Source organism: Pedobacter sp. GSP4 (assembly GCF_051857575.1).
Lineage (GTDB): Bacteria > Bacteroidota > Bacteroidia > Sphingobacteriales > Sphingobacteriaceae > Pedobacter.
Window position 1 is genome coordinate 877,578 of sequence record NZ_JBPZIR010000001.1, and the last position, 18,443, is coordinate 896,020.

Annotated in this window: 13 protein-coding genes; 2 read left to right on the forward strand and 11 right to left on the reverse strand. The window is 39.5% G+C overall.

Annotation, left to right across the window (positions count from 1 at the left end; all coding sequences use genetic code 11):
* The first annotated feature begins 453 nt into the window (after positions 1–453).
* Together ACS5PU_RS03555 and ACS5PU_RS03560 are read left to right on the forward strand one after the other, a co-directional pair.
* Positions 454–3,003, forward strand: a complete 2,550-nt coding sequence (locus ACS5PU_RS03555; RefSeq protein ID WP_439457889.1) for an ATP-dependent Clp protease ATP-binding subunit — start codon at positions 454–456, stop codon at positions 3,001–3,003.
* Positions 3,004–3,159: 156 nt separating this feature from the next.
* The gene (locus ACS5PU_RS03560; RefSeq protein WP_439457890.1) at positions 3,160–3,684 is read left to right on the forward strand and encodes a CAP domain-containing protein; all 525 of its coding nucleotides are present in this window, start codon (positions 3,160–3,162) and stop codon (positions 3,682–3,684) included.
* A gap of 372 nt (positions 3,685–4,056) precedes the next feature.
* On the opposite strand, the gene ACS5PU_RS03565 is transcribed toward ACS5PU_RS03560, so the two are convergent.
* The 11 genes from ACS5PU_RS03565 to ACS5PU_RS03615 form a co-directional block, all read right to left on the reverse strand.
* Entirely contained in the window at positions 4,057–4,929 is an 873-nt protein-coding gene (locus ACS5PU_RS03565; RefSeq protein WP_439457891.1) for an ATP-grasp domain-containing protein, read from the reverse strand.
* Positions 4,930–4,985: 56 nt separating this feature from the next.
* Positions 4,986–6,053: a PA0069 family radical SAM protein gene (locus tag ACS5PU_RS03570; protein ID WP_439457892.1), complete on the reverse strand. Its 1,068-nt coding sequence runs from the start codon at positions 6,051–6,053 to the stop codon at positions 4,986–4,988.
* 48 nt (positions 6,054–6,101) lie between these two features.
* Positions 6,102–7,355, reverse strand: a complete 1,254-nt coding sequence (locus tag ACS5PU_RS03575) for a carboxypeptidase-like regulatory domain-containing protein (protein ID WP_439457893.1) — start codon at positions 7,353–7,355, stop codon at positions 6,102–6,104.
* Positions 7,356–7,565: 210 nt separating this feature from the next.
* On the reverse strand, positions 7,566–8,807 hold the full coding sequence (locus ACS5PU_RS03580) for a carboxypeptidase-like regulatory domain-containing protein (protein WP_439457894.1): 1,242 nt from the start codon (positions 8,805–8,807) through the stop codon (positions 7,566–7,568).
* An 88-nt stretch (positions 8,808–8,895) separates the two neighbouring features.
* The gene (gene recN, locus ACS5PU_RS03585) at positions 8,896–10,548 is read right to left on the reverse strand and encodes a DNA repair protein RecN (RefSeq protein WP_439457895.1); all 1,653 of its coding nucleotides are present in this window, start codon (positions 10,546–10,548) and stop codon (positions 8,896–8,898) included.
* A gap of 104 nt (positions 10,549–10,652) precedes the next feature.
* On the reverse strand, positions 10,653–12,749 hold the full coding sequence (locus ACS5PU_RS03590; protein WP_439457896.1) for a M56 family metallopeptidase: 2,097 nt from the start codon (positions 12,747–12,749) through the stop codon (positions 10,653–10,655).
* Between the two features lie 96 nt (positions 12,750–12,845).
* Positions 12,846–13,217: a BlaI/MecI/CopY family transcriptional regulator gene (locus ACS5PU_RS03595; protein WP_439457897.1), complete on the reverse strand. Its 372-nt coding sequence runs from the start codon at positions 13,215–13,217 to the stop codon at positions 12,846–12,848.
* Positions 13,218–13,992: 775 nt separating this feature from the next.
* Complete coding sequence (locus ACS5PU_RS03600; protein WP_439457898.1) at positions 13,993–14,886, reverse strand: DUF4835 family protein; 894 nt, start codon at positions 14,884–14,886, stop codon at positions 13,993–13,995.
* A complete protein-coding gene (coaBC, locus tag ACS5PU_RS03605) occupies positions 14,883–16,079 on the reverse strand; it encodes a bifunctional phosphopantothenoylcysteine decarboxylase/phosphopantothenate--cysteine ligase CoaBC (RefSeq protein WP_439457899.1) in 1,197 nt (398 codons plus the stop codon). Before coaBC ends, ACS5PU_RS03600 begins: the two co-directional genes overlap by 4 nt.
* A gap of 68 nt (positions 16,080–16,147) precedes the next feature.
* On the reverse strand, positions 16,148–16,474 hold the full coding sequence (locus tag ACS5PU_RS03610) for a DNA-directed RNA polymerase subunit omega (RefSeq protein WP_131560376.1): 327 nt from the start codon (positions 16,472–16,474) through the stop codon (positions 16,148–16,150).
* Positions 16,475–16,477: 3 nt separating this feature from the next.
* Positions 16,478–17,410, reverse strand: a complete 933-nt coding sequence (locus tag ACS5PU_RS03615) for an outer membrane protein assembly factor BamD (RefSeq protein WP_439457900.1) — start codon at positions 17,408–17,410, stop codon at positions 16,478–16,480.
* Between the last annotated feature and the right edge of the window lie 1,033 nt (positions 17,411–18,443).

The following is an 18,443-nucleotide window of genomic DNA, read 5'->3' on the forward strand; positions in this document are numbered from 1 at the left end:
CAACCTAATTACAGTTATTGCCGTATAGATTTATGTAAGGAGGTGTATGGGGCGCTAACTGTTGTTGATTTTTATCTAACGAAATTGTTAAATGATGACATGTTCCTTTTATTTTTCTGTCAAAACTTGTAAATTGCTTTGGTAAATAGATACAATTTGTCAGTTTTTGGACCTGAAAAAATCCTTACAATAAACCGACAATAAAATATGATTAGCTGGATGTTTTTGGCAAATGTCCCTTTAAATCCTTTAGAACACTTATTACGTAGATAGATACAAATAAAATTATATTTATCGAAACGATATTCTTGCATTGATTTTAAGGCTTTCAGGCGTTTAAAGGCCTCTTTATCCACCCGTATGGCGCAATTGTTGATAAAATAAAGAAAACAGCACGTACTCTTTTTATAATTTATTTTATAGTTTAGGGACGTAGCTGTTAAGAAAGGTATTATGGAAGCAAAATTTTCACCACAGGTTAAAGATGTAATCTCTTTTAGTAGGGAGGAAGCGCTCCGCTTAGGGCATGATTACATTGGAACCGAGCATTTATTATTGGGCCTCATCCGCGAAGGCGATGGCATGGCAATAAAAATTTTACGATCGTTAGGGGTTGATACCGGTAAATTGCGCCGCTCAATTGAAGATGCTGTTCGCGGTACTTCGAGTGTTACAGTAAACTTAGGCAATATTCCATTAACGAAACAGGCCGAAAAGGTTTTAAAGATTACTTACTTAGAAGCTAAAATATTTAAAAGCGATTTAATTGGCACCGAACATTTGTTGTTATCGGTTTTGAGAGATGATGATAACATTGCCTCACAAATATTGTTGCAATACGGCGTTACTTACGATGTTTTTAAACAGGAAGTTGAAGTAAATAAGAACGGTTTCAGAGATGATATTTCGAACAGCGCTTCAACAGGCGGTGATGATGATTATCGCGAGGAAGAAAGCTTTAGTACACCTAAAAAGGTTTCAGATATTAAATCTAAAACTCCCGTACTGGATAATTTCGGTCGCGATTTAACCAAAGCTGCAGAAGAAGGCCGCTTAGATCCGATTGTTGGCCGCGAAAAAGAAATTGAACGCGTATCGCAGATTTTATCCCGTAGAAAAAAGAACAACCCGATCCTGATCGGAGAGCCTGGGGTAGGTAAATCTGCAATTGCAGAAGGTTTGGCCCTGCGTATCGTTCAGCGTAAAGTTTCGCGTGTGCTTTTCGGCAAACGTGTAGTTACTTTGGATTTAGCTTCGTTGGTTGCCGGTACCAAATACCGTGGCCAGTTTGAAGAGCGTATGAAAGCTGTAATGAACGAGCTTGAAAAATCTACTGATGTAATTTTATTTATTGATGAGATTCATACCATTGTTGGCGCAGGTGGAGCATCTGGATCGTTAGATGCCTCAAATATGTTTAAGCCAGCTTTGGCAAGGGGCGAAATTCAATGTATCGGTGCTACTACATTAGATGAGTACCGCCAGTACATCGAAAAAGATGGCGCTTTAGACCGTCGTTTTCAAAAAGTAATGGTTGAACCTGCAACTCCAGATGAGACCATCGAAATTTTAACCCGCATTAAAGATAAATACGAAGAACACCACGGTGTAACCTATACTCAGGAAGCGATTGAAGCCTGTGTTACGTTAACTTCGCGTTATATTTCTGATCGTTTCTTGCCCGATAAAGCTATTGATGCTTTAGATGAGGCAGGTTCGAGGGTACACTTAACCAATATCCACGTTCCGCAGAATATTATCGATATTGAAGCGAAAATTGAAGATATTAAGTTAGAGAAAAACAAGGTTGTTCGCAGTCAGAAATACGAGGAAGCCGCTAAACTTCGCGATACGGAGAAAAATTTAATTGAAGAATTAGATAAGGCCAAAGCAGAATGGGAAGCCGAAACCAAAACCAAACGTTACGAAGTATCAGAAGATAACGTAGCAGAGGTGGTAGCCATGATGACCGGTATTCCGGTACAGCGTGTTGGACAAACCGATAGCCAAAAGCTGTTGAACATGTATGATAAAGTGGCCGAAAAAATTATTGGTCAGGATGATGCGATTAAGAAATTAACCAAAGCCATCCAACGTACAAGAGCTGGATTAAAAGATCCCAAAAAACCAATTGGTTCATTTATTTTCTTAGGTCCAACCGGTGTAGGTAAAACAGAATTGGCAAAAGAACTGGCCCGTTTCATGTTTGATAGCGACGATTCGCTGATCCAGATTGATATGAGCGAGTACATGGAGAAATTTGCGGTATCACGTTTAGTGGGAGCGCCTCCAGGATACGTTGGATATGAAGAAGGTGGACAGTTAACCGAAAAAGTTAGAAGAAAACCATATGCGGTAATCCTGTTAGATGAGATTGAAAAAGCACACCCTGATGTATTTAATATCCTTTTACAGGTATTGGATGAAGGACAGCTTACTGATAGTTTAGGACGCAAAGTTGATTTTAGAAATACAATCATCATCATGACTTCAAACATCGGTGCCCGTCAGTTAAAAGATTTCGGTCAAGGAGTTGGTTTTTCTACTTCAGCTAAAACAAACCAGGCAGAATCGCACAGCCGTGGTGTAATTGAAAGTGCTTTGAAACGCGCTTTTGCACCAGAGTTTTTAAACCGTGTAGATGATGTGGTGGTATTCAATAGCTTAGGTAAAGAAGAAATCTTCAGAATTATCGATATCGAATTGAAAGCGTTATTCGGCCGCGTACATACTTTAGGATATGATATTGCCCTAACCGAAAATGCAAAAGAATATATCGCTGAAAAAGGTTTTGACAGCAATTTTGGTGCACGTCCTTTAAAAAGGGCTATCCAAAAGTATCTGGAAGATCCAATTGCCGAAGAAATTCTTAAAGGTGAGTTGACAGAAGGCGATGTTTTAGAAATCGATTACGATAAAACAACAGAGCTGATCTCGGTAAACCAGAAAAAAGGCGAGAAAAAGAAAGAGCAATCAAAAGAAGAAGACTCTTCGAGTAAATAAAAAGAAACTCCCGGTGTAAATCGGGAGTTTCTTTGTTATAAGGCTTGTATAAGTGTGCAAACGCACTTTAGTTGTTTTTGGAGTGAGAAAAAGATCGCTGGAAATTATTTTTATTAAAAAAAATGATTGTATCTTTCCTTAAACAAATTATAGTCAATGAAATCTTTCGTCCTCCCGTTAATGTGCATAGCGCTGTGCTGTGCCCTGTCCTGCAAAAAAGGAACCGACTCTTCTTCGGATACGGAAACATCTAAAACGTTAAAAATAGAAAGCTCTACTGCTACAAATATCAATAACGATGCATTGTTGAAGCTTGTTAACGATACCCGTTTAGCCGGATGTAACTGTGGTACCACAAAAATGCCTGCGGTAGCAGCTTTAACATGGAATGCCAATTTAGGTTCTGCAGCCATTTACCAGAGCAAGTATACCGCATCGATAAAAAGCCTTGTACACACCTCTGCCAATGGCGAAACTGTGGGTACTAGGGTTACCGCAACGGGTTACATTTGGACAACTGTTGGCGAAAATTTAGCTTCAGGGCAAACTTCTGAAAGCCAGGTTTTTAACGAGTGGATTGCCAGCGAAAGCCACTGTAAAAATATTATGAATGCCGCATTTAAAGAAATGGGTGCTGCTAAAACTGATAATTACTGGGTGCAGGTTTTTGCTGCTAAATAATAACATTAGGCTTATCTGGATTTGCAATGACACTACTTTTAGAAGTTTCTGTCTCTAGCTCTCCTAATTTACCGTCATTTCGTGCGGAGCTAAGCGAAGTCGAGAAATCTATCTCAAGATAGATCTCTCCATTTCTAAGTTGGTCGGGAATCTAAGCTGGTCGGGAATTGTAATCCCGATCTTGTAAAAGACCCTGAAACAAGTTCAGGTTGACGGCCTAATAAAATAATCTCTAAGTTGGTCGGGATTCTAAGCTGGTCGGGAATTGTAATCCCGATCTTGTAAAGACCCTGAAACAAGTGCAGGGTGACGGCCTAATAAAATAATCTCTAAGTTGGTCGGAATTGCAATTCCGACCAGCTAACAACTTTTTTACATCAGCTCTTGCAAAGCCTTAAAATACCGTTCATAATTTTGAGGGTCCGTGTTTAAGAATAAAAATGGCTCAATAAGTTCCAGCTCCATCAATAAAAATTCGCCATTTACAAAAGTACCGTCAACCCTGGCATAAAGACAATCTTTAGCAAATAAGTTTATATACTGCTGCGCTGTTTCAATAAGTGCCTGATCGGGCTTTTGTGGATGAACAGATCCGCCATGAGCAGGCTGCACCCTAAAATCGCCAGGCTTTGCCTGTTTAACCAGCGAATGGCTGTACACGCCGTTAAAGAAAATAAAAGACCACTCACCGTTTTCTAAAATTTCGGGCAAAAAGGGCTGTACAATAAAATCTTCTTCCTGAATAAGCTGGTTTAATTTCTCGTTTACTTCAGCTACATTATCTGCAGTTACTTTAAAGGTATTTTTTGCACCGCCACTTACGCAGGGCTTTACAATTAGCTTGCTGGTATTAAATTGCTGAAAAAAATGGTTCAAATCTATGCTTTGTTGCTTATTGACAAAAACACTTGGGGTAATTTTTAAACCGGCAGCTTCAATTTCTTGCAGGTATTGCTTGTTCGAATTCCATTTTACAACATCAATAGGATTAAGCAATCTGATATTTTTACTTTCCAGTTGATTAAGCCAGGCATAAAAATCTTCAATTAAATCGAAATAATCCCATGGCGATTTTAAAATAGCCAATGTATAATCTGCCCAGTTTACCGCTGGGTCGTTCCAGATTACCTTTTCAATAGTTAAACCTTTTTCTCTTAAAAAAACTAAAAGTTTATCGTCTTCACTTTCAACCGTGGTGCTATCATAAGCTCCTTTATCGAGGTAGGTTATCAATGCAATGTTCATGGAGCTAAACTAGGTTTTATCGTTGTAGATTACAAATTAACCTGCTAAAGGTACAGCTAAAACAGGCTGGCCTGATTACTGGGAATTTTAAACAGGCTGTGATCTAAAATAATATCTTTCACATTTAAGCCATTTAAACGGCAATGTAACCTAAAATTATCCCTGATGAGTTGGGCTATATGGCCATCTCCGCGCATCCTATCCCCAAATCTGCTGTCGTTCACATTTCCGCCATGGCAGCTCTGTATCATGTGCCAAACTTTATCAAAACGATCGGGAAAGTTTTTACGGAGCCAATCTTCAAATATCTGCCCTATGGCCCCATTTAGCCGAACAACGGTGTAGCCTGCTTTAATGGCACCGGAATTGGCCACGGCCTTTAAAATTTTAGGAATTTCATGGTCGCTTAAGCCTGGAACCAGTGGTGCAACCATAACCCCCATAGGGATACCTGCTTTACTCAGTTCCTCTACAATCTTTAACCTTTGCCTGGCTGTGGTGGTACGGGGCTCCATTACCTGTCGTAAATCTTCGTTTAAACTGTTTATCGATACATAAACCATGCACAGGTTTAGCTTAGCCATTTCCTGTAAAATATCCTGATCGCGGAGAATTAAGGAGTTTTTCGTGATCATGCCAATGGGCTGTTTATAGGCCAGTGCAATTTCCAATAGCTGCCTGGTCAATTTAAATTTCCTTTCAGCAGGCTGGTAGCAGTCGGTATTGCCCGATAGCGATATGGTAGTGGCATCCCAGCCTTTTTTCTCCAGAAATTTTTTAAACAGCGCCGGAGCGTCTTTCTTTACAATTATTTTCCGTTCAAATTCTATCCCCGCACTATAGCCCCAATACTGATGCGAATTGCGTGCATAACAATAGGTACAGCCATGTTCGCATCCCTGGTATGGATTTAGCGAATAGGCCATGCCCACATCCGGACTATCAACTTTATTTACAATGGTTTTTGAATGTTCAACAATGAATGATGTTTTACGATCGCTTTCTTCCCAATCATCTATTCCTTCATCGTGCTCTTTGATGTAAACATCCTTTAAAAATTTGTTGTGTGGATTAACCTGAGCGCCCCGTCCTTTAAAATACTGTTTTTCTTCTCCGCTGATCATGATTTAAAATTACTAAAAATATTAGTAATTCTAAATTAAATAAATACCCTACTTTTCAACACTATTTGTTTTTTTTGGCAAGGGGATATAATCCATTGGTACCATATCGGCCACTTTTTCATAGGCCCAATAACCTTCATACAGCAACGATCTGGAATCATAAATTCCACCGTTTTCGTAAAAACGGACGCCTTCTCCGGTTAAATTGGCTACAGAGATTTCATTTTCGGGCACATCCAAAGGTCTGAAGATCCAAAAACCGGTTTTAGAATAGGCCAGCGATTCTTTTTCTTTGGTATACTGGATCAACAAGGCATCGGTGTAGCTCAGGTATTTTAGGTTTGGATTAAAATAATGCACCAGCGTATCAGTAAGCACATCTGCTCGCGAAAATTTATCGATGGTTTTGGGCATTTCTTTTTGCTTCATCCAAAATGCCAATAAGGCTGTATCTACCTTGCCCTTGGTTTGTCTGATGCCGGTTTTTTCGGGTACTGCCTTAATTTTTTCTAGATTGGCGTTGATTAAATACTCAGGATAACGGTTTGGGTTAGGCACTTTAACCATTTTATTGATGATAAAGCCTTCTTCTTTGGTGGTATTGGCATAAAGCGACCTGAAAAAATGCTGCGAAGAGCCGTAATAAGCAGTTTCTCGAGCGGCAATGTACTTTTTCTTTTTGGCTGTAGATGCTTTAAGTTCTTCGAAAAACGGGTGACCGGAATAGTAAATAATATGGGTTCTTGAGTTATATTCGAAATGATCGAGCATATATTTAAGTCGGTAGCCCAAAGCTTTATTTTCTACCACTAAAAATTCGGTGGTAGAAACGCTCAGTGTGCTCTTGGTAATGTCGAAGTCTACATTTAAAACCTGTGGATTTAATATTTTGCACTGCAGCGCATTCGGTGTTTTGCCGATAAAAAACTCCTTAAACTGATTAATGTATTTCTGCCGGTTCGGATCGGCCCTAACTACAACCTCTTCCAACTGCGCCACATTTTCTTTTAAAACCAGCTCAACCTGAACCGATTTATCCGATATGATTACACTTTTGGAGTAGGGGAGGTAGCCAACAATCTGCACCAGAAGATCGTAGCTTCCCGGCTTAAGGTTGCTTAGCTTAAAACGCCCATCGTTATCTGCAACTGTAGCAATTTTATATCCGCTTAAATAAATACTTGCGCCCGGCAAACCATCCTTTTGGTCTCTAACCAAGCCGCTAATTGAAAATGTATTTTGAGCGATGGCATTAGTACCCAATATCAATAGTATAAAGGATACTAAAAGGCTTTTAATCATGGACACGAATGTAACCAAAAGGCTCAATATTTATTAAAATCCTAAAAGATTTTTAACAAATTTAACATTTGTGCACGCTGCTTTGTCAAATAGAGATAAGGATTTTCTTCGAGGCCTTTAAACAGCTAATTATGCAAAATACAGGTTCAGGATAGAAATCATTTTTGACTTGGAAACGGGTAGATCTGCTTAATAAGCTTAGCAATATTTCTACTTGTTCTCTGCTAAATTAACCGGAGGCAGGTAATCCATAGGAACACTATCGGCAATTTTTTCCCAAGCCCAATAACCCGAATAAAGCATGGTTCGTGGATTGTAAATGCCACCATTTTCGTAAAAATATACAGGCCCGTGTTGCTGTGTGATGGTCGATATCTGGTAATGTGAATATTCTAAGGGTCTGCCAATGGCAATTCCAATCCTTTGCGAAAAAGATGGGTCTTCCTTTTCTTTGGTATAGGCAATGTAAAGTTTGTCGGTAAAATTAATCTCTTTAATGGCACTGCTACTGGTCAGATGGGTAAGGGTATCCTGCTGAACGGCCTGCTTACTCAATACCGATATTTCTTTGGGCAGATTTTTCTTTTTAACCCAATAATTTAATGAATCGCCAATTACAAAGTGAATGTTCCCCGTAATATTCTGTACAGGGCTTAAGCGCTTGATGTTGGCATTGATTAGGCTATCGGCAGGTTTATCAGGGTTAGGAATGTTGATCATTTTATTGATGATAAAGCCTTCGCCAGTGGCATTTTTATTGAACAATGATTTAAAAAAATGTTGGGGCGAACCCAAATATGCGGTTAATCGCTTTTTGTCCCAGCCTTCTTTTTTGCGTTTAGAAGCTTTTAAATCCTCGTAAGTGGGGTAACCTTCGTAATAAATGATATTGGTTTTGCGGCTATATTCGAAATTGTTAACCAAATATTTAATCCTATAGCCGAGTGCTTTGTTTTCGATAATTAAAAATTCGTTGCTTTTAACGGTAAGCAGACCGTTCTCCCTATCGTAATCGATAATAAGCACATTTGGATTGATGAGCTTACATTGTGCTGCATTGGGGGTTGTTCCGATAAAAAAATCTTTGAACATGGCAATGTAGCGTTCGCGGTTCAGATCGGGTTTAATGGTTACTTCGGCCAGCTGTGTAACGCTTTCCTCTAGCACCAGATCGAGTTTTACAGTCTTGTCAGAAATGATTACATTTTTATTGAGGGCTTTATAACCAATAAGCTGTACCAGTATATCGTAATTACCCGGTTTTAGCAGCAGCTTATAAGAACCGTCATTTTCGGAGATGGTAGCAATTTTGTAACCACTAATATATACTCCAGCTCCTGGTAAAGCCTCACCGCGTTTATCTTTCACCGTACCGCTCAGGTAGTAGCTTTGCTGCGCAAAAGAAACCAAGTAGGTGCTTAGCAAGGAGAGTAGAAGTAATAATGATTTCATCGATTAAATATAACTGATCTCATAGTTAATGTCAATCAATTAATTTAAAAGTGGTGCCAGATGTTACCATATGGCACTATATACATCCTTAAGCAAGCAGTTCTTTGGCATTTTCTATTGCCGATGCGCCTGGGTTCTTGCCGCTTAACATTTCGGCAATGGCTCCAATTCTTTCTTCTTGCTTCAGTTTACGGATTCCTGTGGTGGTTTTGCCACCGGTTTCATGTTTATGCACAAAATAGTGCGATTTGCCTTTTGCCGCAATTTGGGGTAAGTGTGTAATGGATATTACCTGCATATTGTTGCCCAGCTCTGCAATTACTTCGCCAACTTTTTGGGCTGTTTCTCCCGAAATCCCCGTATCAATCTCGTCAAAGATAATAGTTGGCAGAGCGGTATGTTTTGCCAATAAAGCCTTTATGGCCAACATTAACCTGGATAGCTCGCCACCTGATGCCACTTTGTTTACCGGTGCAGGTGCCTGGCCAGCATTGGCAGTGAAAAGCAGGTTAATTTCATCAAGGCCATCCTTACTTAAAGTGGTAAGTACCTTTTGCTCCAACAGTAGCCTGGCATTAAGCATACCCACTTTTTTTAAGGTAATACCGGTTTGGTCCTCAACCACTTTTATTGCTTTTTTACGGTTGGCGCTTAACTGATCGGCTTTTTTATGCAGTTCATTTTTTAACTGATCGATTTCTTTTTGCAGTTTCTCTATGTGCTCATCAGAAGATAAGAGCCTGTTCAGGTTCTCTTCCAGTTGTTTTTGAAGGGCCAGCAACTCCGTATTATCGGCTACACGGTGCTTTTGCTGCAATGAATAAAACAGATCTAGCCTCTGGTTTACAATTTCGAGCCTGTCTGCACTGTGCAAAGTATTTTCTTCAATTGCCGAAACTTCGTCGGTAATATCTTTAATTTCAATAATCGATGAGCGTAAACGTTCGTACAAGGTATTTATAGCTGGATCGAACTTTTCTATGCTTTGCAATTGCAAGGAAGCCTCTTTTAAAATCTGAAGGGCAGAAGGTTCGCTTTCATTGATTAATCCTGAAGCGGTAAGTAATGCTCTTTTTATGGTTTCGGCATGTGTTAACCTTTCTAATTCCTGCTCTAGCTCCTGTTGTTCGCCTTCCTGTAATTTGGCCTGCTCCAGTTCATTGAACAAAAATTGTTCATAATCCTGTTTATTTCTGGCTTCATCTGCCTCGGTAACCAGTTTCTTTAACAGGTTGCTGTCTTGTTTGAGTTTTTTAAACCCGCTACGGTAATCGAACAGAAGGGCCTGGTGGTTGGCCAGTGAATCTACAATCAACAACTGAAAATCGGTATCGTTAATTTCCTGTGTGGCATGCTGCGAATGGATATCGATCAGTTTTTCTCCAATCTGTTTTAAAATGGAAAGGTTAACCGGGGTATCATTAATGAACGATCTTGATTTACCATCTATCGAGATTTCCCTGCGCAGGATAGTTTCGTTGGCAAAATCCAGGTCGTTTTCTTCAAAAAGATCCCTAAGGTTTTCATCTGCCAGAGCAAAACTGCCTTCAATAACGCATTTTTTATCCTGGTTAAAAAAGTATTTGCTTTCTGCGCGTTGACCCAAAATTAACGACAGTGCGCCCAGTATGATAGATTTACCAGCGCCAGTTTCGCCCGTTATAATATTTAAGCCTTTATCAAATTCGATATCAAGACTATCAATTAATGCGTAATTACGTATAGAAAGTTTTTGTAGCATAGCTTTGCGAAAATACTAAAAAGTTATTTCAACAAGTTAAGGTAAAACAAAAACAGCGAAGAATAATCTTCGCTGTTCAACTAATTTGTGTGGTTTAAATCCTTTTATTTTATTACAACGTTAATATTGTTGTGATCGGTAAAGTTAAGATTGCCAGTTTGTACGTAGGTTTTAAGTGCCAACTGATCTGCAATTGCAAAATCGGGGTTTTTATATGTAACAACAGCATTTTGTGCATTTAAAGCTTTAACCGGGCTGGTGAAATTTTTGTTGTTGTAAAGCATTACGGCCGGACTTAGTTGTGTACCCTTGTTGCCACCTTCAACTTTTTCCTTTTTCTCTTTCTTTTCCATCCGCTCTTTAAGTTCTCTTACTTCGGTATCAAATTTTTCTTTCAGTTTTTTGTACTCTTCAGTTTGGCGTACTTTACTGTTCGAATTATCTTGGAGATACAATACCCTATTCTCAGGACCGTTCATGGTTCTAGTGCCCTGAAATAAAGAATCTGAATTGATTCTCGCCAAGTTTGATAATTTTAGCATTTCGCCGTTTTTTAAAGCACTGATGCGGATGTTGTCTATTTGTGCCCTAAACTCTGGCGTGTTCACTTTGGCCGCCATTTCTTCGCCAAATTTTTTCCACTTGGCCTGGGCTTCTGGTGAGTTGAATTCTTTGGCCATATCTTCACTCATTTTTTTCCATTTGGCCTGTTGTTCAGGTGAGTTCATTTTCTTTTGCATGTCCTCTCCAAATTTTTTCCATTTGGCCTGCGCTTCTGGCGAGTTGTATTGTTTGGCAATATCTTCGCCAAATTTTTTCCATTTGGCCTGTGCTTCTGGCGAGCTGTATTGTTTGGCAATATCCTCTCCAAATTTTTTCCATTTAGCCTGCGCTTCCGGCGAGTTGAATTCGCGGTCTATTTTCACACGGAACAACGAATCTTTAAATTTAAAAGCGCTATCGCTGTGGATCCTGAATACATTGTTTCCGGCAAAAAGCTCATCCCTGTAAAAATCCCTTCTAACGCTATCCGGCATTTCCTTTACAGAGTTGTATTCTGTTTTTTTGCCGTTTGCATCAATGGTCACAATTTTAACCTTGCGTTTTTTGGTGGTATCGGTACAGATGATGTGTTTTAAAGTCCCATCTGAAACCTGAAGGCTAAGTATTTCTTGTTTAGGTTGTTTTTTGGTCTCTTTTTTCTTTTCGGTCGGATTGATCCAAGCAATAGAAAACAGGCAGGCTACGCCAAGGGTTAAGGCTGCCATTTGTTGTTTGGCGTTTAAATAATTTGTTTTCATATTGGTTATTCTTTTTATGCGTTGATATAAATTTTGTGTTTTGCCTGTTGCGGCCAGTGCATAGGCCGGACTATTTTTATCCTTTAGCAGTTCGAGCTTAAGTAGGGCGTGGGCGTAATTCAATGGTTTGCCCGTAATTTTTAAAACCAGGTCATCGCAGGCATGCTCGCGTTCAATGTGTATAAACCTACCGGCCATCCAAACAAATGGATTATAGAAAAGGAGGGTTTCTATGGCCGTTTTAATCAGGTTCAATAAAAAATCATTTCTTCTGATGTGCGATAACTCGTGGATCAATATCGCTTCTACCTGATCGTTATCCAGTTGATTAACCAGGGCAAGCGGGAAAAGTACCACCGGTTTTAAATAACCGATTACCAAGGGAACATTTACGATAGCAGATAGGTGGAACTGTATGGTTTTATTGATTTTAAGGTGCGCCGTAACCTGGTTAAAAATCAGCTTCCAGCTTTCTGGTATTGCACTTAAACTGTCTTTTTTAAATCTAGATAGTTGGCTGTAACCTTTAACAATTACAAATAGCTGAAGCAGGATACCGATAATGTAGAAAACCACTACGAGAGGGAAATACTGCTCTGCCTTACTGCTAAAACTTGGTGGCAGGTTATTGAAATATTGATAAACCTGTATATTCTGTGTGTTGATGGCTGGGGCCTGATAACTTCTGCTGGCGATTAGCTGGCTGATAAAGTTGTAGCCAAAACCGATAAACATTAAAACGATGGCGCCAAAAGCAAGGTTATGTTTGTGCTTTGCTGCCAATTTGGGCAAACTGAGCATTACGATAAATAAGATGCCGTAAATAACAGCACTTTGCCAAAGAGAATTTAAAATGCTCCAACCAAATGCTTTGATAAATTGTTGTAATAAAGTTTCCATAACGGTGGTTTTAATTTTTTTAACTGGCCTTTGCCAGAAATGCCATTTTTTATTAGGGATCTAAACCCTACACCTTCCAACCCTCAACTTTTAACCTTATTTAAGGCTATCTAAATATTTTTTTATTTCATCAATTTCGTCTGCACTTGCGCTGTGGTTACCCAAAGCCTGCATCACCAATCTTGCCGCCGATCCGTTAAATACGTTATCGATCATTTTGTTTACCAATTGCTTTTCAGTTTTATCCTGACTAACAAGCGCTTTGTAGATGTGCGTTTTTTGATTGGTATCTCTTTCTACCATCCCTTTTTCGTGCATAATCTGCATCAGCTTTAAAGTAGTGGTATAGCCAGCGTCTTTTTTGTTCAATGCTTCATGAACTTCTCTTACCGTAGCATTCCCTTTTTGCCACAGCACCTGGAGAATTTCCATTTCGCCTTCTGTTGGTTTGATGTTATTATTAATCATATGTTACAGGTTGTACGAATTATTTCGTATTCAAATGTACGAAGATATTCGTAATATCAAAATGTTTTAACAGATTTTTAACTTTCAATGGTTAATCGTTGAAATTGTTTAACTGTTTAACTTTAGGATAAGACGTTGCGGAGGGGAAAATGTTGCATGTACGGATATGGTTAACTGCATAATTTGGTCGGTTAACTGTGTTATTGTACGCTGGGAGGGGAAACCTTGCCATGAAAAACTGGTATAGGTTAATTAAACCTGATTGACGTGGATACCGGCTTGTGTGTAAGGCCTGCAGGCGTATGAACAAAAGCAGGGCTTACTTTTAATTGGAACACAGCTGCTGCTTTTCAGAAAAAACTCCAGAAAGTAGATTAACGTAGAGCAAATTAACTAATGACGAATGAACTAATGACCAATTAACCAATGAAGCCCGTTAAGCGTTTGGCGTATAGCGTTTGATTAACCAATTTAAATAATTATCCGTTTTCTGACCATTAAGGAGTTAAGAAGATAAGGTTTTAAGCGGGCACTATATGCAATTTGGCCATTATCAATCAAAAAATGAACGAGTAAACCATTCACCAATGATCAATTAGCTTTAACAATTCTACGATTAAATAATTAACCGCTTAACCAATAACAAACAGGTAGTTTAGCGCATGGCGTTAGGCGTATAGCAATCAATTAAACAATTTGAACAGTTAACCGCTTAACGAACAAATGAACCAATAATCAATGAACTAATGACCAATAAACTAGTGAACCAAATAGCCTAATTCTTCTTCAGGCCTTCGTACTTGCCAATATTTGCAGGATCTATTTCTGCCAGCATATTGTAGGCTTTAATGCGTTCCTGTACATTGAGTTTAGATAGCACATTGGTAACCTCTTCTGCTTTGGATGCAAAATAAACATTTGGGAAAATGGAACCCAGCTTTTGTTTGTCCATTTGCTGCAGGGCAGGCAGGGCAGAAACAATCTGTGTTAAACCTTTATCGTTATCCGTAAGCTGGTCCAATCCATTAAGGTGGTAGCTGTAAATGAAAGTGCGCAGTTCGCCGAAAATAGGGTTCAGCACATTTTCGTTAAACCAAAAACGGTTACGTAGGCCATCGGCCGCTTTCCAGCCCGTATTTCCCGAAGCTTGTGCCAGGTTAATAATGTTCTGCGCCTTTTTATAGAATGGAGTTCCGCCCATTTTGCTGAAACTGTCTTTATCCATTCCGATAATGGTATACGCATAGTAGGTGAGGAGGGCGCTGATGTTGGAGATATAGTTCTGATCAGAAAAATCAATAGTTGAGCCATCAAGGTAGCTGAAATCAAAGTTTTTATCACTCATGTTCAGCAGGGTGCTGTTGTAAGAGCTGTTAAAAACCGGACGGCTACTTTGAATTTGCGCCTCGGCAGTATAACCAGAGCCACCATCCCATGAGTTAATGGTGATTACAAAACTGCAATCAATCCGTTCTTGTGGTTTATAGCTTTCGTTGCTGAATTTGTTGTTGTTTAAAAAATCGCGGATTGTTTTTTGCAGCGCGTCTAAAGTGGGTTTGCTAATATTCGAAACCTGTGGAGCCAATAGCGTTACACGCGCATTCAGTTCCTGCGCCTGTAATTTTCCAAAACCAACCAATAGTAATACCCAAAAAATCCTTTTTATCATTTTGCAATTTTTAAAATGGCTGCACAAATATCTTTAGCAACTTCTGCTTTAGATTTCATTTCAAATACACTGCGTTCTAAAGCGCTGTTAAAAATAGTAATTTTATTGGTATCTGATTTAAATCCTGCGCCCTTATCATTTAAAGAATTTAAAACAACGAGGTCGAGGTTTTTCTTTTCCAGCTTGCCTTTGGCATAGTTTTCTTCATCATTGGTTTCGAGGGCGAAGCCAACCAAAATCTGATCTGTTGTTTTTGCCTGGCCAAGTGTGGCCAGTATATCAGTTGTTTTTTCCAGTTCAAGAACAAGGTTGCTATCCTGTTTCTTTATTTTTTGTGCTGCAACCAATTTCGGACGGTAATCGGCCACTGCTGCACACATTACGGTAATGCTGGTTTGGGGAAATACCGAGGTGCAGGCTTCAAACATTTCCTGAGCGCTAACCACATCAATCCTGTTTAGCGTTTGAATAGCTTTTTGGGCAGTTGGTCCAGCTATCAGCGTAACATCGGCACCAAGTTTTGCAAGTTCGTCGGCTATGGCAAAGCCCATTTTACCAGATGAGTGGTTGCCTATAAACCTCACCGGATCGATGGCTTCGTAAGTAGGACCGGCCGTAACCATTACTTTTTTGCCAAATAGCGGCATTGATTTTTTTATGGCACTGGTTAAAAAGGAAACAATTTCTTCAGGTTCGGCCATGCGGCCCTCTCCGTATAAACCACTTGCCAGTTCACCGCTGCCGGGTGCAATAACAATATTGCCGTATCCAGTAATTTTTTGAATGTTGGCCTGGGTACTTTCGTGTTTCCACATATCAAGGTCCATAGCTGGGGCAACGTAAACAGGGCATTTTGCCGAAAGATATACGGCAGTAAGTAGATTATCGCAAATTCCGGTGGCCAGTTTCGCCAGTGTATTGGCACTTATTGGGGCAATAATAATTAAATCGGCCCATAAGCCTAATTCAACATGGTTGCTCCATACACCGGTTTCTTCTTCAAAGTACTGTGTATAAACCGGGTTTTTAGAAAGCGTAGCAAGGGTAAGTGGTGTAATGAAATTTGCACCATCAGGGGTAAGAATAACCTTTACGTTTGCACCAGCTTTAACAAGCAGTCTAACCAAAAAGGCCGACTTATATGCCGCGATGCTACCGCAAACGCCAAGGATTATATTTTTATTTTTTAGCATAGTGCACGGGGCTTTAAGCATAGAGCGTAGTGCTAACGCTTTGCCCTAAACGCTATACGCTAAGCCAATTACTTTTGTTCTTTAGCAGGATTTCTGTGATAAATTTTCTCGTTTAAAAACTCATCAATAGCAACCAGCACAGGCTTAGGCATGCGCTCGTAGTGTTTGCTGATTTCAATTTGCTCGCGGTTTTCGAAAATTTCTTCCAAATTATCGTTGCTCGATGCAAATTCTGCTAATTTACCGTGTAACTCCTCTTTAACGTTATTCGAAATCTGATTTGCTCTTTTAGCAATCACAACTAAAGATTCGTAAAGGTTATCTGTAGTTCTGTCTAAATCGTGTACGTTTCTGGTAACTGTAGTATTTGGTACAGCAGGTTTGTTAGTATTCATGTATTACTTGTTTTTAATATCCGTTTTATTAATTGTTGCAGTATCTTTTAACTTACCGGTTCTAATTAGCATTTGCTTGTATTTTTCCTGGTCGGCTGCATATAGTGCAAGTTCTTGTTTAGTGGCAGCAATACCTGCCTCAACATCGTCTTTTAATCCTTTTGCTTCTTTAGTCCACTTACTATCCGGGTGGTTTTCAGTAAATTCAGTATATAAGCCCAGAGCTTCGTTATAACGGTCTTCCTGGCGAATGATATAACTGTTTTTTGCGTATAAATATTGCGCTTTGATCATTAAGAAATCCATCTCTTCAGCATACTTAATGTCTGGATAATCTCTCTGCGCATTTTTTAAAGCAATAACCGCCGCTCTGTAATTATCTACATTGCTTGGTCCCGTTGTTAAATACATTTTGGCGTTTTCGAAAGCCTTATCCTCTAACTTGCCCCTTAAAGTAGCAATATATTTGCCGGCTGCGGCAGCCCTATCGCTAGTAGGGTATAAGTTAATAAAGAGCTGCAGGGCATCAATAGCCTTATACGTATTTTCTTGATCTAGTGAGAAAGTTGGCGATTCTAAATAATAGCAGTAAGCGCCCATGTACCTGGCTTCTTCAGCATTTTTACTCGCAGGGTAAGTTTCAGCAAAGCTTTTAAACTGGTACCTGGCGGTAGTGTAATCACTTAATCTATATAAGGTATAAGCATAATAATAGTTCAGATCCTCAGCTTCAGCACGGCCGCGGTATTTCTGAGAAAGATCTTCAAAAAGTACCAATGCTTTGCTATAATCGCGCTTATTATACAAACGAAGGGCCTCTTGGTATTTTTTTGCAACATCATTGCTCGCCCTCAATTTCTCGAAACGGCTTTTACAACCTGCCACACCCAAAGCGGCAACAAATACTAAAATAATTAAGTGTTTAACTTTAAACATTCTGCAAAGATAATTAATAATACGATAACATCAATAAAAACAATTGGCCGCTAAGCTATGCAAAGCAATTCAGTAGCAAATAACAGTTAACAAATTTTAACATATATAGTATGGTTGGTAATGCGGTACCTTATTTCTTTTCAGATATGCTTTTATATATGCCTTATCTTATATAGTATAATTCATTTTCCTTCTTATTTGAAAAGCAATGCCTGTACTACTATATAGGTATGCTCCCGTCCTTTGCTGCAAAGCCTCTCCCGATGAAAAATCGGGATTCGGGTTTTCCGCTACGGCCGGGTTTAGGTGGGCAGGTCTTCCAAAGTTTCAATGGGCTGGGTGCAGGCGAAACTTCGGAAGTCTAAGATTAAATGGTTTTAAAAAGCGGCTAAACACCCATTCCGGCAAAAAGTTTTGATGTGGCCAAAACTTTTTCCTGCTGAAAACCATTGTGTTACCGTAAAAGCCCCGATAATTCCCTTGGATGTGTTTGCCAGTGCAGTATTTTTTTCTACCTTTGCATCCCGCTTCGGAGGAAACGGTTGAGTTGAAAAGGTGGTGTGGTGATAGGGAGAGCGGCATTTATTTTAAAATAATGTTTGCGGGAGAGAAAAAGATTGCTACCTTTGCAGCCCCGTCCGGAAGGATGGAACGCCGGATAAGCCCGGCATATTGAAATAAGGGTAAAGAGAAAAGGAAACAAAAAAATAAAAATTATTTTATTTGGAAGTTTAAAAAAGATCCTTACCTTTGCACTCCCAACCGAAAGGAAGGGCAAAAAAGCTAAAGCGGCGGATGCCGCACAAGGCAAACAGAAAAAAGATTGAAACAGGGAAAACTGAAGGCTGGACTAATAAGACCTGCCGAAACCGAAACCTGAAGATATATAGAAGGCAGCCGCGAGGTATTAGCCGAACAAGTTCTTAAAAGAGATGTCAATGTAGCGAAAGCGGGTTTAATGGAGTACTGACCGAAGTACATGGTTAACGGCTTTATTTTAAAGGTGGTGTCTGACAGACAACACAAAAGAAGA

Excerpts from the sequence above, each read along its gene's own strand:
- ACS5PU_RS03555 (WP_439457889.1), top strand. The coding sequence starts at position 454 with ATGGAAGCAAAATTTTCACCACAGGTTAAAGATGTAATCTCTTTTAGT.
- ACS5PU_RS03560 (WP_439457890.1), top strand. The coding sequence starts at position 3,160 with ATGAAATCTTTCGTCCTCCCGTTAATGTGCATAGCGCTGTGCTGTGCC.
- ACS5PU_RS03565 (WP_439457891.1), bottom strand. The coding sequence starts at position 4,929 with ATGAACATTGCATTGATAACCTACCTCGATAAAGGAGCTTATGATAGC.
- ACS5PU_RS03570 (WP_439457892.1), bottom strand. The coding sequence starts at position 6,053 with ATGATCAGCGGAGAAGAAAAACAGTATTTTAAAGGACGGGGCGCTCAG.
- ACS5PU_RS03575 (WP_439457893.1), bottom strand. The coding sequence starts at position 7,355 with ATGATTAAAAGCCTTTTAGTATCCTTTATACTATTGATATTGGGTACT.
- ACS5PU_RS03580 (WP_439457894.1), bottom strand. The coding sequence starts at position 8,807 with ATGAAATCATTATTACTTCTACTCTCCTTGCTAAGCACCTACTTGGTT.
- recN (WP_439457895.1), bottom strand. The coding sequence starts at position 10,548 with ATGCTACAAAAACTTTCTATACGTAATTACGCATTAATTGATAGTCTT.
- ACS5PU_RS03590 (WP_439457896.1), bottom strand. The coding sequence starts at position 12,749 with ATGGAAACTTTATTACAACAATTTATCAAAGCATTTGGTTGGAGCATT.
- ACS5PU_RS03595 (WP_439457897.1), bottom strand. The coding sequence starts at position 13,217 with ATGATTAATAATAACATCAAACCAACAGAAGGCGAAATGGAAATTCTC.
- ACS5PU_RS03600 (WP_439457898.1), bottom strand. The coding sequence starts at position 14,886 with ATGATAAAAAGGATTTTTTGGGTATTACTATTGGTTGGTTTTGGAAAA.
- coaBC (WP_439457899.1), bottom strand. The coding sequence starts at position 16,079 with ATGCTAAAAAATAAAAATATAATCCTTGGCGTTTGCGGTAGCATCGCG.
- ACS5PU_RS03610 (WP_131560376.1), bottom strand. The coding sequence starts at position 16,474 with ATGAATACTAACAAACCTGCTGTACCAAATACTACAGTTACCAGAAAC.
- ACS5PU_RS03615 (WP_439457900.1), bottom strand. The coding sequence starts at position 17,410 with ATGTTTAAAGTTAAACACTTAATTATTTTAGTATTTGTTGCCGCTTTG.